This is a genomic window from Cryptosporangium japonicum, from assembly GCF_039524755.1.
Classification (GTDB): domain Bacteria; phylum Actinomycetota; class Actinomycetes; order Mycobacteriales; family Cryptosporangiaceae; genus Cryptosporangium; species Cryptosporangium japonicum.
In genome coordinates, this window is the sequence record NZ_BAAAGX010000020.1 from 400623 (window position 1) to 415780 (window position 15158).

Sequence of the window (15158 nt, forward strand, 5' to 3'; positions counted from 1 at the left end):
GGGAGGGGATCCGCCGGTCAGCTTACGTAGAACCAGTCGAACGGAGCCCACGGGAGGTTGCGCAACACGGCGAAAACCACCCAGAACAGGAGGTAGCCGAAGACCGCGAGGAGCGGGATGCGCTTGCTCGGCAGTTTCACCTTGAACAGGCGGTTGGCCGCGAAAACGACGTACGCGTAGGCCAGGATCGGGATCGCGACCAGCGCGACGACGTGATAGCGCACCGCGTTGAGGATGTCCCCGTGGAGCAGGTACCAGACCATCCTGGTGCCGCCGCAGCCCGGGCAGTCGAGCCCGGTGAGCAGCTTGAACGCGCACGGGCCCAGCGGGTCGAGCTGCGCGTCGGTGGGGTTGTTGCTCAGCACGTAGGTGCCCGCGGCCCCGACGCAACCCAGGATCGCCAGCGGGGCGAGCCAGGACGGCTTGGTCCACGCGGCCATCGTGATGCGCTCGAAGCGGCTCGGCGGCGCGTAGTTCCAGCCGTACTGCTGGTAGTGCTCGGGGTGCTCGTGCCCGGCTTGCTGAGCTCCGGCCTGCTCGAGCATCCGTCCTCCTTCAAAAAACCAGCTCTCCGGGCGACGATACACGCGGTTCGCGACCGGTGATCAGGCGTTGTCGATCACCCGACGGCGGCGATCAACGGCGCCGCCAGATCGCCGTTGGGGGCGACCTCGACCCGCTCCAGGCCGAGCCAGCCGGCGAGCGAGTGCAGCTCGGCGGCGAGCGCGGCCACCGCCTCGTCGGCGAACGCCCGCCGCCTGGCCGACGCCCCGGCGCCACGCGGGAGCGCGATCTCGCCCTCGCCCGCGGGTACCGACGGCGCCGCGAGCGCGGGCTCGCCGAACGCCCCCGGCACCCGGAGCACCCCGGCGGCCCGGTCGGCCTTCAGATCGACCCGGCCGACGAGCTGCCCGCGGAACAGGAACGGGAGCACGTAGTAGCCGTGCACGCGCTGCGGCGCCGGGGTGTAGATCTCCAGGCGGTAGCGGAACCCGAACAGGCGCTCGGTACGCGGCCGGAACCAGACCAGCGAATCGAACGGGGAGAGCAGCGCGCTCGCACCCACACGGCGCGGGATGCGGGCGTCGGCGGCCAGGTACCCGACGTCGCGCCAGCCCTCGACGGCGACCGGGATCAGCGTGCCCTCCTCGACCAGCTCGGCCACCGCGGGCTTGGACTGGTGGGGCTTGAGCCGGAAGTAGTCGCGCAGATCGGGCTCGGTGGCCACGCCCAGCGCCCGGGCCGAGCGGCGGATCAGCTCGCGGTAGGCGTCGGCGGGCGCGGGGGTGGGGGTGGCGACCACCTCCGGCGGCAGCACCCGCTCGGTGAGGTCGTACCGGCGCTCGAAGTTGCGCCGGTCGAACGTGCTCACCTCGCCGGCCCAGAACAGGTACTCCAGCGCGAGCTTGCTCTCCCGCCAATCCCACCAGGGCCCGGAGCGGGGCGCCTTCGTTCCGCTCTCGGCCTCGAGCTCACCCGCGCTCATCGGGCCGCGCTCGGCGATCGTGTCGCGGACCTTCGCGACCAGCTCGGGTTTCTCGGCCGCGATGCGGCGCATGCCGCCCCAGGCCTTGTCGGCCGCCTGCGCCATCCGCCACCGCAGGAACGGCTGCGTGTCGACCGGGAGCAGCGAGGCCTCGTGCGCCCAGTACTCGAACAGCTGCCGCTCCGGTGCGTACGCGGCCCGTTCGAGCAGCTCGGGCCGGTAGGGGCCGAGGCGGCTGAACGCCGGGAGGTAGTGCGAGCGCACCAGGACGTTCACCGAGTCGATCTGGAACAGCCCCACCCGGCCGAGCACGCGGTGCAGCGCGCGGCGGCCCGGGTTGCCGCTCGGCCGCGGATCGGCGAAGCCCTGGGCCGCGAGCGCGGCCCGCCGCGCCTCGGCCGCCGACAAGCTCTGCACGGTCATCGTCACGGCGCCCATCCTGCCCGGCCCCACCGACAGAAAACGTCGCTGGCTACGCTGCGCTGCGTGGTTGATGCCTTTGTGCGGCCCGCGCGGCCGGAAGACGCCGAAGCGGTGGCCCGGATCCAGCTGGAGACGTGGCGCACCGCGTACGCGCGGGTGATCCCGGAGAGCGTGCTCGCCGAGCTGGGCGCGGACGAGGTCGCCGCGCAGTGGCGGTCGGCGGTCGTGGAGCCGCCGACACCGCGACACCACGTGCTGGTGGCCACCGAGGGCGACGCCACGGTCGGTTTCGCGGCCGCCGGCCCCGCGACCGTGGAGGACCTGGTCGGCCCCGGCTACACGTCCGAGGACCACGGCGAGGGCGAGTGGGACGCCACCACGCTGGCCGTGAGCACGCTGCTCGTCGAGCCCCGCTGGGGACGCCGCGGCCACGGCAGCCGGTTGCTGGCCGCCGTGGCCGACGTGGCTCGCGAGAACGGGTTCACCCGGGCCGTCGCCTGGGCGCTGGACGCCGATCAGGCGACCCGGAACTTCCTCGAATCCGCCGGCTGGGCCCCCGACGGCGTCGGCCGGGTCCTCGACATGAACGGCACCGAGGTCCCCGAACTCCGTCTAGCCACCACCTTCACCGACGCGTAGCGGCTGTGTTCTTGGCAGTGACCTGGAGCCCGTCCAGGGCGGGGCTGCCGAGCGGGCGCGAGGTCGCCTCGTATAACTGATACTCAAGACCTCGCGCCCGCTCGGCAGCGTCGTTCTGGGCGGGCCGCCCTCTAGCCGAACAGGTCGTCGAAGACCGACTTGTGGCGGCGGTGGCCACGGTGGCGGCGGTGGCCGTGGTGCCCGTAGCCGCCGTGGCCGGACGCGTGCGACGAGTGGCTCGGGTATGCCGGCTGGCCGTAGGCGGGCTGCCCATAGCCGGGCTGGCCGTACGCGGGCTGCTGGCCGTACCCGGGCTGCGGCGGGTAGCCCTGCGCGGGCGGCGGGGCGCTCGGCGCACCGCGTCCGCGGCTGTACTTGTCTTCCGCGTCGACCAGACGCTCGAGTTCGCCGCGGTCCAGGAAGATTCCCCGGCACTCAGTGCACTGGTCGATCGTGACGCCGGCTCGCTCGTACTGTCGCATCGGTGCCTGGCACTTCGGACAGATCATGACCGGGAGGCCTCCTCAGTGGTGAATGGACACCCTGCCAACGGCTGAGCGCCGTTCACAGGTTCCGCTCACTGATTGTGCCCGGTACGTGCATCCCCGAGGTCGTTGCGTAGGGCTATCGCTTTCCGTGCCGCCTGGCGGGCCCGGCGCCGGTCGCCGGCGTCGTCGTAGGCCAGGCTGAGCCGGAACCAGCGGCGCCAGTCGTCCGGATCGGCCTCCACCTCGGCCTGGCGCTCCCGGAACCGCGCGTCGGCGGCCTCGCGCACCACCCGGCCCGACGGGCGCCGGGGCAGGTCGTCGACCGGCAGGCCCCCTTCGGCGGCGAGCTCGTCGGCCAGCCGCTCGGTCGCCCGGCCGAACTTGATCTCCAGCCAGATCAGCCACCCGCCGAGCGCGGGCAGCAGCAGCATCCCGACGCCCAGCGCGATCAGCACGGCGTCGCCGGTGCGCAGCAGGATCACCGCGCGGTTGAGCGCGAGCGCGAGGTACACCGCGAGCACCGCCACCAGGACGGCGACGGTGGCTTTGGCTCTCACCGGTCCAGCAGCGGGTCGAGGCCGATCGTCAGCCCCGGACGCGCCACCACGGACCGCACCGCGAGCAGCACCCCGGGCATGAACGACGCCCGGTCGAACGAGTCGTGCCGGATCGTCAGCGTCTCCCCCGCCGCGCCGAACAGCACCTCCTGGTGCGCGACGAGCCCGCGGGCACGCACCGAGTGCACCGGGATCCCGTCGATCGACGCACCCCGGGCCCCCTCGAGCTCCGACGACGTCGCGTCGGGGATCGCGCCCAGGCCCGCCGACGAGCGCGCGGCGGCGATCCGTTCCGCGGTCAGCCGGGCGGTGCCGCTCGGGGCGTCGACCTTCTGCGGGTGGTGCAGTTCGACGATCTCCACCGACTCGAAGTACCGGGCGGCGGTCTCGGCGAACCGCATCATCAGCACCGCGCCGAGCGCGAAGTTCGGCACCACGGCGACACCGACCCCGGGGGAGTCGGCCAGCCAGCCGCGCACGGTGTCGAGCCGCTCGGGCGTGAAGCCGGTGGTGCCGGTGACGACGTGGACACCGTGTCCGACGCACCACTCGATGTTGTCCAGCACGACGTCCGGGCGGGTGAATTCGACGGCCACCTCGGCGTCGGCGAGCGTGTCGAGCGCGTCGCCCGAACCGAGCTCGGCGACCAGCTCCAGATCGTCGGCCGCGGCGATCGCGCGGACCGACTCCGCGCCCATCCGTCCGCGTGCTCCGATGACGCCGACCCGGGTCGCTGCCACGTCTATGCCACTCCCTCGGAGGAAAAAGCCGAATCGAAATCGTTCTCGGCGAACGGCCCGACGACGCTGAGCGAGGCCGGCCCGGTGAACAGCTCCGCGGCGAGGGTGCGGACGTCCTCCGGCGTCACCGCGTCGATGCGCGTCAGCACCTCGTCGATCGAGAGGATCGTGCCGTGCACCAGCTCGGCCTTGCCGATGCGGCTCATCCGCGAGTACGTGTCCTCCAGGCCGAGCACGCTCGCGCCGCGCAGCATGCCCTTGCCCCGGCGGACCTCCTCGTCGGTGATCCCACCCGACGCGGCCCGGTCGAGCTCCACGCGGATCAGGTCGAGCACCTCGTGGGCGCGGCGGGGCGCACACCCGGCGTAGACGCCGAAGAGCCCGGCGTCGGCGTACTGGGTGTCGAACGAGTAGACCGAGTACGCGAGGCCGCGCTGTTCCCGGATCTCCTGGAACAGGCGGCTGCTCATGCCGCCGCCCAGGGCCTGGTCGAGCACGCCCAGCGCGAAGCGACGATCGTCGAACCGGTCGATCGCGGGAACGCCGAGCACGAGGTGCGCCTGCTCGGTCTCCTTGGACCGCACCGCGAGCGCCGGCCCCACCGGCCGGACCGCCGGGCCGCGACGCGCAGTCGTGGGCTCCCCCTCGGGGAAGCCGCCGAACGCCGCCGAGATCAGCTTGACGGTCTCGTCGTGGTCGAGGTTGCCCGCGGCGGCGACGACGAGGTGGCGCGGCGTGTACCGGCGGCGGTAGAACCCGGCCACCTGGTCACGCTTCATCGCGGTGATCGACTCGGTCGTGCCGATCACCGGCCGGCCGAGCGGGTGGTCACCGTAGAGGGCGGTGGTGAACAGATCGTGCACGACGTCGCTGGGTTCGTCGTCGTGCATGGCGATCTCTTCCAGGATCACCTGCCGCTCGACCTCCAGGTCACTCGCGGTGACCAGCGAGGACGTCAGCATGTCGCAGATGACGTCGACCGCCAGCGGCAGATCGGTGTCGAGCACGCGCGCGTAGTAGCAGGTGTACTCCTTCGCGGTGAACGCGTTGGTGTCACCGCCGACGGCCTCGATCTGCGCGGAGATCTCCCAGGCGGTGCGCCGCTTGGTTCCCTTGAACAGCAGGTGTTCGAGGAAGTGCGACGCACCGGCCAGGCGTGGGGTCTCGTCCCGCGAGCCGATTCCGACCCAGACGCCGAACGAGACGCTGCGGACTCCCGGCAGCGCCTCGGTCACGATCCGGAGACCGTTGGGGAGAACGGTACGGCGGACGGTGCCGCCGTACCGTGCTTCGCCAGTTGTCACGCAGGCGTCTCGGCGGGGGCCGCCTCGGCGGCCGGCGCAGCGGCCTCGTCACGCACCGGCACCAGGCTGATCTTGCCGCGGGCGTCGATGTCGGTGATCTCGACCTGGATCTTGTCCCCGACCTTGACGACGTCCTCGACCTTGCCGATCCGCTTCCCATTGCCGAGCTTCGAGATGTGGACCAGACCGTCCTTGCCGGGGACCAGCGACACGAACGCACCGAAGGCGGCGGTCTTCACGACCGTGCCCAGGTACCGCTCGCCGACCTTCGGCAGGGTGGGGTTGGCGATCGCGTTGATGCGGTCGACCGCGGCCTGCGCCGACGGGCCGTCCGAGGCGCCGACGTAGATCGTGCCGTCGTCCTCGATCGTGATGTCGGCGCCGGTGTCGTCCTGGATCGAGTTGATCATCTGGCCCTTGGGGCCGATGACCGCGCCGATCTTGTCGACCGGGATCGTCACCGTGGTGACGCGCGGCGCGAACGGGCTCATCTCGTCCGGACCGTCGATCGCCTCGCCCATGACCTCGAGGATCGTCAGGCGGGCGTCCTTGGCCTGGGTGAGCGCACCGGCGAGCACCTCGGACGGGATGCCGTCGAGCTTCGTGTCGAGCTGGAGCGCGGTCACGAACTCCTTGGTGCCGGCGACCTTGAAGTCCATGTCGCCGTAGGCGTCCTCGGCACCGAGGATGTCGGTCAGCGCGACGTACTCGGTCTTGCCGTCCACCGTGTCGCTGATCAGGCCCATCGCGATGCCCGCGACCGGCGCCTTCAGCGGGACACCGGCGTTGAGCAGCGACATCGTCGAGGCGCAGACCGAGCCCATCGAGGTGGAGCCGTTCGAGCCCAGCGCCTCGGAGACCTGCCGGATCGCGTAGGGGAACTCCTCGCGGCTCGGCAGCACCGGCACCAGCGCCCGCTCGGCGAGCGCGCCGTGACCGATCTCGCGGCGCTTCGGCGAGCCCACCCGGCCGGTCTCACCGGTGGAGTAGGGCGGGAAGTTGTAGTTGTGCATGTACCGCTTGCGCGTCTCGGGCGAGAGCGTGTCGAGCTGCTGCTCCATCCGGAGCATGTTCAGCGTGGTGACGCCCAGGATCTGGGTCTCGCCCCGCTCGAACAGCGCCGACCCGTGCACCCGGGGCAGGATCTCGACCTCGGCCGAGAGCGTCCGGATGTCGGTGAGGCCACGGCCGTCGATGCGCACCTTGTCGCGCAGCACGCGCTGGCGGATGAGCTTCTTCGTCAGCGCCTTGAGGGCGCCGCCGATCTCCTTCTCGCGGCCCTCGAACTGCGCGCCGACCCGCTCCACGGCCAGGCCCTTGACCCGGTCGAGCTCGGTCTCGCGCTCCTGCTTGGGGGCGATGCGCAGCGCGGCGTCCAGCTCGGTGGTGACCGCGGCCGAGACGGCCTCGTAGACGTCGTCCTGGTAGTCCAGGAAGACCGGGTAGTCGGCGGTGGGCTTCGCGGCCTTGGCGGCCACCTCGGCCTGCGCCTCGACCAGCGCCTTGATGGCCGGCTTCGCGGCCTCCAGACCGGCGGCGACGACCTCCTCGGTGGGCGCGGGGGCGCCACCGGCGATCAGCGCGACGGTGCCCTCGGTGGCCTCGGCCTCGACCATCATGATCGCGACCTCGCCCGCCTCGGTGACGCGGCCGGCGACGACCATGTCGAAGGTGGCGGTCTCGAGCTCGGTGTGGGTCGGGAACGCGATCCAGTCGCCGCCGACGAACGCCATCCGGGTGGCACCGATCGGGCCGTTGAACGGCAGGCCGGCGAGCTGGGTGGAGAGCGACGCGGCGTTGATCGCGACGACGTCGTAGAGCGTGTCGGGGTCGAGCGACATGACCGTCACGACGACCTGGACCTCGTTGCGCAGACCCTTGACGAACGTCGGGCGCAGCGGACGGTCGATCAGGCGGCAGGTGAGGATCGCGTCCTCGCTGGGACGACCCTCCCGGCGGAAGAACGAGCCGGGGATGCGACCCGCGGCGTACATCCGCTCCTCGACGTCGACCGTGAGCGGGAAGAAGTCGAAGTGCTCCTTCGGGCTCTTGGACGCCGTGGTGGCCGACAGCACGAGCGTGTCGCCGAGCTGGGCGGTGACCGAACCCGCGGCCTGCCGGGCGAACCGGCCGGTGCTGAAGCGGATCTCCCGCGACGGGTGGTTGCCGTTGTCGATGGTCGCGACGACCTCGGTCACGGTGTGTTCTGACATAAAGAATGGTCCTCCTGGTTGTGGTACCAGGCGATGGGGAGGACCCGAGCGGCATCTCGTGCCGGTCTTCGATCGAGCGGGTTCTTGGAGGCCAAGAACCTGCACTACCGGAGACCGGCTCGCACGGGGTCCGCGGATCACCCGGTACTTCGGTTTCGTGTTACGGAGCGGGGAGCGCCCGATGGGCGCTCCCCGTCACGACGTCAGCGGCGCAGGCCGAGCCGCTCGATGAGCGACCGGTAGCGGTTGATGTCGGTCTTGGCGAGGTAGTTCAGCAGCCGACGACGACGGCCGACCAGCAGCAGCAGCCCACGGCGGCTGTGGTGGTCGTGCTTGTGCGCCTTCATGTGCTCGGTCAGGTCGTTGATGCGCCGGGACAGCAGCGCGACCTGGACCTCCGGGGAGCCGGTGTCGTTCTCCACCGTCGAGTACTCGGCGATGATTTCCTTCTTGACGTCTGCGGCGAGCGCCACGGACTCTCCTTGATCTCTTCGGTGTGGCCCCCGGTCGTGGTCACGAGGGCAGCCTGCACACCGCCGGGGTCAAACCCGGCGTCGCTGCAACGCTACCAGCCTGTACAGCCGACGACGAATCACCGCCCGCGTCCGAGCGCGGCGTCACCGTCACCAGGCACGCTCGGCGCGCCCGACGACGGTGGCGCGGCTAGCCGCCGAGGAGCAGTTCGCGTACCCGGGCCACGTCGGCGTTCATCTGCGTGATCAGCGCGTCGACCGACGAGAACGCGACAGTGGGCCGCAGGCGCGCGGCGAAGTCCACTGCGACGCGCTCGTCGTAGATGTCCTCGTCGAAGTCGAGGATGTACGCCTCCACCCGGCGCGCCCGCTCACCGGCGAACGTCGGGTTGGTGCCGATGCTGATCGCGGCCGGCAGCGGGACCTCCCGGTCACCGGCGTGGCGGGCCGGGTCACGCACCAGCCAGCCGGCGTAGACGCCGTCCTCGGGCACCGACGTGAACGCCGGCGACGACAGGTTCGCGGTGGGGAAGCCGAGCTCACGACCGCGCTGGTCACCACGGACCACGACACCCTCGACCCGGTGCGGCCGCCCCAGCGCGGTCGCGGCGCGCTCGACCTCGCCCTCGGTGACGTCGGCCCGGATGCGGCTGCTGGAGACCGTGCCGGCCTCGTCGGTGAGCAGCGGCACGGTACGCACCTCGAACCCCTGCTCGGCCCCGAGCCGGCGCAGCAGCTCGACGTCGCCCTCGGCCTTGTGACCGAACCGGAAGTTCTCGCCGACGACGACCGCCGCCGCGCGCAGGTGCTCGACGAGCACCGTACGGACGAAGTCCTCCGGCGAGAGCCGGGCCAGCTCCGGCGTGAACGGCAACGTGCAGAGACCGTCGACGGTCAGGCCGTCGGCGGCCAGTGCCTCGAGCAGGACGGCCCGGTGGTCGAGCGTGGTCAGCCGGTCGGGCGCCGACTCGGGGTGGAGCACGGCCGCCGGATGCGGGTCGAACGTCACGACGACGACCGGGGGCGCGCCGTCACCGGACGGGTGCGGCACCGGCAGCAGCGCCGCCGACTCGCGGACCGCGGCCTCGATCAAAGCCCGATGACCTCGATGAACGCCGTCGAAAACGCCGATCGTGACGACGGTCCGGTTCCAGTCCGGCGCGTCGTCCGCCAGCCCGCGCCACCGCAGCACGCTCGCCTGCCTCTCGTCGGCACTTCTGATCCACCGTCAGCCTAGTTCGTCGGTCGGGAGGCCCGGCGCTCAGCCCGAGGGGCGCAGCACCACTTCCGGACGCGCCGCGCCGTCCCGTTCGACGACCAGCGCGACGACCCGTCCGTCCGGTCCGAACACGCCGTACGGGCCGGTCAGGCCCGCTGTCGGCAGGCGTCCGCCGTGCCCGAGCACGGTCGCGGTCGGCGCGTCGACGTCACGACGCGGGAACGCCGCGTCGACCGCCGAGTCGAGGTCGAGTGTGACCGGATCCTCTTCCTCGGCGAGCTGGTCCAGCGTCCGCGCCTGGGCGAGCGAGAACGGACCGACCCGGGTGCGGCGCAGCGCGGTCAGGTGGCCGCCGGTACCCAGCGCCCGGCCCAGGTCGCGGGCCAGCGCCCGGATGTAGGTGCCCGAGGAACAGTCGACGATGACGTCGAGGTCGAGCAGGTCGGGCTCGGGGCGGCGGTCGGCCAGCAGGTCGAACCGCGAGACCGTCACCCGGCGCGACTTCAGCTCGACCTCCTCGCCCGAGCGCACCCGGTCGTAGGCGCGGCGCCCGGCGACCTTCACGGCCGAGACCGAGGACGGCACCTGGTCGATCGTCCCGGTCAGGGCGGCGATCCCGGTGGTGACCTCCGCCGGCGTCACGGCGGCCGCGGACGCCCCGTCGAGCCGGTCGCCCTCGGCGTCGTCGGTCACGGTCGCGTACCCGAGCCGGATCGTCGCGACATAGGTCTTCGCGGTCAGCGTCAGGTGCCCGAGCAGTTTGGTCGCCCGCTCGACGCCCAGGACGAGCACGCCGGTGGCCATCGGGTCGAGCGTGCCGGCGTGCCCGATCTTGCGGGTGCCCGCGATGCGGCGCATCCGGCCCACCACGTCGTGCGACGTCATCCCGGCGGGCTTGTCGACCACGACGAGCCCACTGCGCGCGCTCAGCTCGTCACCGCGACCGGAAGGTCGTTCAGCGCCGCCCGGACGGACGCCACGACGTCCTCGAGCGGACCCCGGCCGGTGAAACCGGCGGCGAACCGGTGACCGCCGCCGCCCAGGCGGACCGAGAGCGCGCCGACGTCGACCGAGCCGCGCGAACGCAGCGAGACCGACCATTCGCCGGGCACGGTCTGCTTCGCCACCATCGCGAGCGTGCTCTCCTCGGCGCCGCGGATCATGTCCACCACGCCCTCGACCCACTCCATGCCGAGGCCGTACCGCTCGAGGTCGTCCTGCGTCACGTAGGACCAGCTCAGACCGGCTCCATCGGCGACGTCGGGCTCGAGCACGACCCGGCCGAGCACGTCGGCGAGCAGGTGCAGCGAGCGCATCGGGCGGGCGTCGTAGAGGCGCCGGCTGATCTCGTCGGGCCGGATGCCGGTCGCCAGCAGGCGCGCCGCCAGCTCGTGCGTCGACGGCGACGTCGCGGCGCCGCGGAACGACGCGGTGTCGGTGGAGAGGCCGACGTACAGGCACTCGGCGATCGCGGCGTCGAGCCGTACGCCGAGCCGGGTCAGCAGCTCCTCCACGACGACGGCCGTGGCGGCCGCCTGCGGGTCTATCAGGTTGAACGTGCCGAACCCGCTGTTGGTGACGTGGTGGTCGACGACGATCACCTGGGCCGCCGCGGCCACCAGCGGAGCCAGGTCACCCAGCCGGTCGACGCTGCCGGTGTCGAACGTGACCAGCACGTCCGGGCTGGTCACGACCTCTTCCGGGCGCACCAGGAGCTCCAGCCCGGCGAGCTGGGCCAGCGCCTGGGGCAGCCGGAACGGGTTGCTGAACGACGCCTGGACCCGGATGCCGAGCTGACGCAGCCCCAGCGCGGTGGCGAGCATGCTGCCCAGCGCGTCCCCGTCGGGGTTGAGGTGGCACGCCAGGACGATGGACCGGTCGGCGCCGCGCAGAAGCGTGAGCGCCTGGGCCCACGCGTCCTCGGAGATCGCGCCGGCCTCGGCCGGCGGATCGTCCGCACTGCGGCGCTCCTGCACGTCCGGACCGTACACCGGACGCGCGGCCGATGCCCGGCGGTGGGCCCGGCCGGGACGCAGGCCCGGCTGGTCGAGAACCGAGGGGTTCACCGGCTGCCGCCGTCGAGGCCGGCCTCCACGGCGGCCGCGTCGGGGGCGGGCGCCGGGGCGTCCTCGTCCTCGTCGAACTCGTCGTCGTGCTTGTACGGGTCGGCGTCGCCGGCGTACGACGCACCGGCGGCCCGGCGCTGCACCTCGGCGTCGGCGGCCTTGGCCTCGGCGAGCAGCTCGTCGATGTGCTTCGCGGTGTCGGGCACCATGTCGAGGCTGAACGCCAGCGTCGGGGTGAACCGCACCCCGGTCTGACGTCCGACGGCGCTGCGCAGGACACCCCGCGCGCTCTCCAGCGCCGCGGCGGTGGCGGCGCGGTCGGCCTCGTCGCCGTAGACCGTGTAGAAGACGGTCGCGTCGTGCAGATCCGCGGTGACCTTCACGTCGGTCACCGTCACCATGCCCAGGCGGGGGTCCTTCACCTGCGTGCGGAGGTTCTCCGCGACGATCTCCTGGATCCGGACGGCGAGCTTCCTCGCCCGTGCTGCGTCAGCCATCGTGTCTCACTCCTGGACAGGCAGTTACTCGTCGTCGCTCGAGTGCAGCCGACGACGAACCGAGAGCAGTTCCAACTCCGGACGCCCGGCGACCAGCCGTTCGCAGGCGTCCAGGACCTCGCCCACATGCTTGGCGGTACTGGCGACGGCCGCCACCCCGATCGCGGCCCGGCCGTGCAGGTCGAGCTGGTCGACCTCGGCCACCGAGACCTCGAGCCGGCGCAGCGCGGCCACCACCGGCCGGACGTAACCGCGCTTGGCCTTCAGGCTGCGGCTGTCCGCGGGCAGCACGACATCGAATTCCAACGTGCCGGTGAACAAAGCTCTTTTTCCTCCGCGAACAAGCAGTCGGCCGGGAAGGCTCCCGGCCGACTGCCTGCATCAACTCACGACCGGGGCTTTTCCCGCATCTCGAAGGTCTCGATGACGTCGTCGATCTTGATGTCGTTGAAGGAGCCGAGACCGATACCGGCCTCGTAGCCCTCGCGGACCTCGGTGACGTCGTCCTTGAACCTCTTGAGCGAGTGCACCTGGAGGTTGTCGGCCACCACGGCGCCGTCCCGGATGAGACGGGCCTTGGAGTTACGCCGGATGTCGCCGCTACGGACGAGCACACCGGCGATGTTGCCGAACTTGCTGGAGCGGAAGACCTCACGGATCTCCGCGGTACCCAGCTGGACCTCTTCGTACTCCGGCTTGAGCATGCCCTTGAGGGCGTTCTCGATGTCCTCGATCGCCGCGTAGATGACCGAGTAGTAGCGGATGTCGACGCCTTCGCGGTCGGCCAGCTCGCTCGCCTTGCCCTGGGGCCGGACGTTGAAGCCGATGATGACCGCGTCGGAGGCCGACGCCAGCATGACGTTGGTCTCGGTGATCGCACCGACACCGCGGTCGATGATCCGCAGGGACACCTCGTCGGAGATCTCGATCTTCGCCAGAGCGTCCTCGAGGGCCTCGACCGCACCCGAACCGTCACCCTTGAGGATGAGGTTGAGCTGGGTCTTCTCGCCTTCCTTCATCCGCTCGAGCAGCGTCTCGAGAGTCGGGCGTCCACGGCTCGCCGCGAGCTGGGCATTACGCTCGCGCGCCTGCCGCTGCTCGGCGATCTGCCGGGCCACCCGGTCCTCCGCGACCTCCAGGAACGTGTCGCCGGCACCGGGCACGGCGGTGAAGCCGAGCACCTGCACCGCGCTGGACGGACCCGCCTCGGCGACCTGGGAACCGCTGTCGTCGAGCATCGCCCGGACGCGACCGTGCGCCTCACCGGCGACGATCGAGTCACCGACGCGGAGCGTTCCGCGCTGGACCAGGACGGTCGCGATCGGGCCGCGGCCACGGTCGAGGTGACCCTCGATCGCGACACCCTGGGCCGGCACGTCGACCGGCGCCCGGAGATCCAGCGACGCGTCCGCGGTGAGGCAGACCGCCTCGAGCAGACCGTCGATGTTGATCCGGGACTTCGCGGAGATGTCGACGAACATCGTGTCGCCGCCGTACTCCTCGGCCACCAGCCCGTACTCGGTGAGCTGCTGGCGCACCTTCGCCGGGTTGGCGCCTTCCTTGTCGATCTTGTTCACCGCGACCACGATCGGCACGTCGGCCGCCTGGGCGTGGTTGAGCGCCTCGATCGTCTGCGGCTTCACGCCGTCGTCGGCCGCGACCACGAGGATCGCGATGTCCGTCGACTTGGCACCGCGAGCACGCATGGCGGTGAACGCCTCGTGACCCGGGGTGTCGATGAAGGTGATCGACCGGTCTTCGCCGTTGACGTGCGCGTCGACCTGGTAGGCACCGATGTGCTGGGTGATGCCGCCGGCCTCGCCCTCGGCCACCTTGGTGTGCCGGATGGCGTCGAGCAGCTTCGTCTTACCGTGGTCGACGTGGCCCATGACGGTGACCACCGGCGGCCGCGTGACCAGCTTCTCGTCGTCGTACTCCTGGTCGAGGTCGATGTCGAACCGGGCCAGCAGGGCACGGTCCTCGTCCTCGGGGCTGACGATCTGCACGTCGTAGCCCAGGTGCACGCCGAGCAGCTGCAGCGTCTCGTCGGTGCACGACTGGGTCGCGGTCACCATCTCGCCGAGGCCGAAGGCCTCCTGGACCAGCGAACCGGGGTTCGCGTTGATCCGGTCGGCGAAGTCGGACAGCGACGCGCCACGCGGGAGCCGGATGACCTCGCCGTTGCCGCGCGGGGCACCCGAGCCCATCGTCGGCGCGGAGAGGTTGTCGAACTCCTGACGCCTCTGCTTCTTGGACTTCCGGCCACGGACCGGGCCACGCCCGCCGGGACGGCCGAACGCACCCGCGGCACCGCCGCGACCACGACCGCCACCACCGGGACGGCCACCGCCGCCACCGGGACGGAAACCGCCACCGGGAGCACCACCGGTACCGCCGCCGCCACCGCCGCCGGGGCGGAAACCGCCACCGCCACCGGGACGACCGCCACCGCCACCGCCACCACCGGGACGGAAGCCACCGCCGCCGCCACCGGGACGACCGCCGCCGCCACCGCCGGGACCACCCGGACGGCCGCCGGGGCCACCACGGCCGGGGCCACCACCGGCCGGACGACCGGGCATCATGCCCGGGTTCGGCCGCGGCGGCATCATGCCGGGGTTGGGACGGGGGCCACCGGGGCCACCGGAACCACCCGGACGCGGGCCACCGGGGCCGGGACGACCGGGACGGTCGCCGCCACCCTGCGGGCCGGGACGCGGACCACCGGGGCCGGGACGACCCGGACGGTCGCCGCCCTGCTGCGGACCGGGCCGCGGGCCCGGACGCGGGCCACCCGGGCCCGGACGAGTACCACCCTGCTGGGGACCGGCCGGAGCCTGACCACCCTGACCACCCTGGCCGGACGCTGCCGCCGGACGCGGTCCGGGACGCGGCGCGGGCTGCGCCGGAGTGCCGGGGCCGACGCCGAACGGGTTGTTGCCGGGGCGCGGCGCGGAACGCTGCGCGGGGCCGGGACGCGGACCCGGACGCGGGCCACCGCCCTGCCCGGGCGCGGGACGCTCGGTCGCCGGCGGGGCCGAGGCCTCCGCCGC

15 protein-coding genes are annotated in these 15158 nt (G+C 72.1%); 1 reads left to right on the plus strand and 14 read right to left on the minus strand.

Translation table 11 applies throughout. The features are described from left to right. Positions 1 to 17 precede the first annotated feature (17 nt). Together ABD437_RS27015 and ABD437_RS27020 are read right to left on the minus strand one after the other, a co-directional pair. Positions 18 to 545 carry a DUF2752 domain-containing protein gene (locus ABD437_RS27015; RefSeq protein ID WP_344651721.1) on the minus strand — a complete coding sequence of 176 codons (528 nt, stop codon included), beginning with the start codon at positions 543 to 545 and terminating at the stop codon, positions 18 to 20. A gap of 74 nt (positions 546 to 619) precedes the next feature. Beyond that, the gene (locus ABD437_RS27020; protein WP_344651755.1) at positions 620 to 1909 is read right to left on the minus strand and encodes a winged helix-turn-helix domain-containing protein; all 1290 of its coding nucleotides are present in this window, start codon (positions 1907 to 1909) and stop codon (positions 620 to 622) included. Positions 1910 to 1972: 63 nt separating this feature from the next. On the opposite strand from ABD437_RS27020, the gene ABD437_RS27025 reads away from it, so the two are divergent. Further along, on the plus strand, positions 1973 to 2548 hold the full coding sequence (locus ABD437_RS27025) for a GNAT family N-acetyltransferase (protein WP_344651722.1): 576 nt from the start codon (positions 1973 to 1975) through the stop codon (positions 2546 to 2548). Between the two features lie 131 nt (positions 2549 to 2679). On the opposite strand, the gene ABD437_RS27030 is transcribed toward ABD437_RS27025, so the two are convergent. From ABD437_RS27030 to infB, 12 genes are all read right to left on the minus strand, one after another. Then, entirely contained in the window at positions 2680 to 3057 is a 378-nt protein-coding gene (locus ABD437_RS27030) for a TFIIB-type zinc ribbon-containing protein (protein WP_344651723.1), read from the minus strand. A 68-nt stretch (positions 3058 to 3125) separates the two neighbouring features. Continuing rightward, positions 3126 to 3593: a hypothetical protein gene (locus tag ABD437_RS27035; RefSeq protein ID WP_344651724.1), complete on the minus strand. Its 468-nt coding sequence runs from the start codon at positions 3591 to 3593 to the stop codon at positions 3126 to 3128. Further along, entirely contained in the window at positions 3590 to 4333 is a 744-nt protein-coding gene (dapB, locus tag ABD437_RS27040; protein ID WP_344651725.1) for a 4-hydroxy-tetrahydrodipicolinate reductase, read from the minus strand. The genes ABD437_RS27035 and dapB overlap by 4 nt, the downstream gene beginning before the upstream one ends. 2 nt (positions 4334 to 4335) lie before the next feature. Beyond that, positions 4336 to 5637, minus strand: coding sequence for a M16 family metallopeptidase (locus tag ABD437_RS27045; RefSeq protein WP_344651726.1), 1302 nt, complete (start codon positions 5635 to 5637; stop codon positions 4336 to 4338). Further along, entirely contained in the window at positions 5634 to 7850 is a 2217-nt protein-coding gene (locus tag ABD437_RS27050; protein WP_344651727.1) for a polyribonucleotide nucleotidyltransferase, read from the minus strand. Before ABD437_RS27050 ends, ABD437_RS27045 begins: the two co-directional genes overlap by 4 nt. Positions 7851 to 8053: 203 nt before the next feature. Then, entirely contained in the window at positions 8054 to 8323 is a 270-nt protein-coding gene (rpsO, locus tag ABD437_RS27055; RefSeq protein ID WP_035856924.1) for a 30S ribosomal protein S15, read from the minus strand. Positions 8324 to 8513: 190 nt separating this feature from the next. Continuing rightward, on the minus strand, positions 8514 to 9515 hold the full coding sequence (locus ABD437_RS27060; RefSeq protein ID WP_344651728.1) for a bifunctional riboflavin kinase/FAD synthetase: 1002 nt from the start codon (positions 9513 to 9515) through the stop codon (positions 8514 to 8516). A 69-nt stretch (positions 9516 to 9584) separates the two neighbouring features. After that, complete coding sequence (truB, locus tag ABD437_RS27065; protein ID WP_425558240.1) at positions 9585 to 10448, minus strand: tRNA pseudouridine(55) synthase TruB; 864 nt, start codon at positions 10446 to 10448, stop codon at positions 9585 to 9587. A 20-nt stretch (positions 10449 to 10468) separates the two neighbouring features. Further along, the gene (locus tag ABD437_RS27070; RefSeq protein ID WP_425558253.1) at positions 10469 to 11518 is read right to left on the minus strand and encodes a DHH family phosphoesterase; all 1050 of its coding nucleotides are present in this window, start codon (positions 11516 to 11518) and stop codon (positions 10469 to 10471) included. Between the two features lie 86 nt (positions 11519 to 11604). Next, a complete protein-coding gene (gene rbfA / locus ABD437_RS27075) occupies positions 11605 to 12105 on the minus strand; it encodes a 30S ribosome-binding factor RbfA (RefSeq protein WP_344651730.1) in 501 nt (166 codons plus the stop codon). Between the two features lie 24 nt (positions 12106 to 12129). After that, complete coding sequence (locus tag ABD437_RS27080) at positions 12130 to 12426, minus strand: DUF503 domain-containing protein (RefSeq protein WP_344651731.1); 297 nt, start codon at positions 12424 to 12426, stop codon at positions 12130 to 12132. 65 nt (positions 12427 to 12491) lie between these two features. Then, positions 12492 to 15158, minus strand: a 2667-nt coding sequence (gene infB, locus ABD437_RS27085; protein WP_344651732.1) for a translation initiation factor IF-2, incomplete at its 5' end; no start/stop codon positions are given.

Bases quoted from the DNA above. Each gene is read 5' to 3' on its own strand.
- ABD437_RS27015 (WP_344651721.1), bottom strand. From the start codon at position 545: ATGCTCGAGCAGGCCGGAGCTCAGCAAGCCGGGCACGAGCACCCCGAG.
- ABD437_RS27020 (WP_344651755.1), bottom strand. From the start codon at position 1,909: ATGACCGTGCAGAGCTTGTCGGCGGCCGAGGCGCGGCGGGCCGCGCTC.
- ABD437_RS27030 (WP_344651723.1), bottom strand. From the start codon at position 3,057: ATGATCTGTCCGAAGTGCCAGGCACCGATGCGACAGTACGAGCGAGCC.
- ABD437_RS27050 (WP_344651727.1), bottom strand. From the start codon at position 7,850: ATGTCAGAACACACCGTGACCGAGGTCGTCGCGACCATCGACAACGGC.
- rbfA (WP_344651730.1), bottom strand. From the start codon at position 12,105: ATGGCTGACGCAGCACGGGCGAGGAAGCTCGCCGTCCGGATCCAGGAG.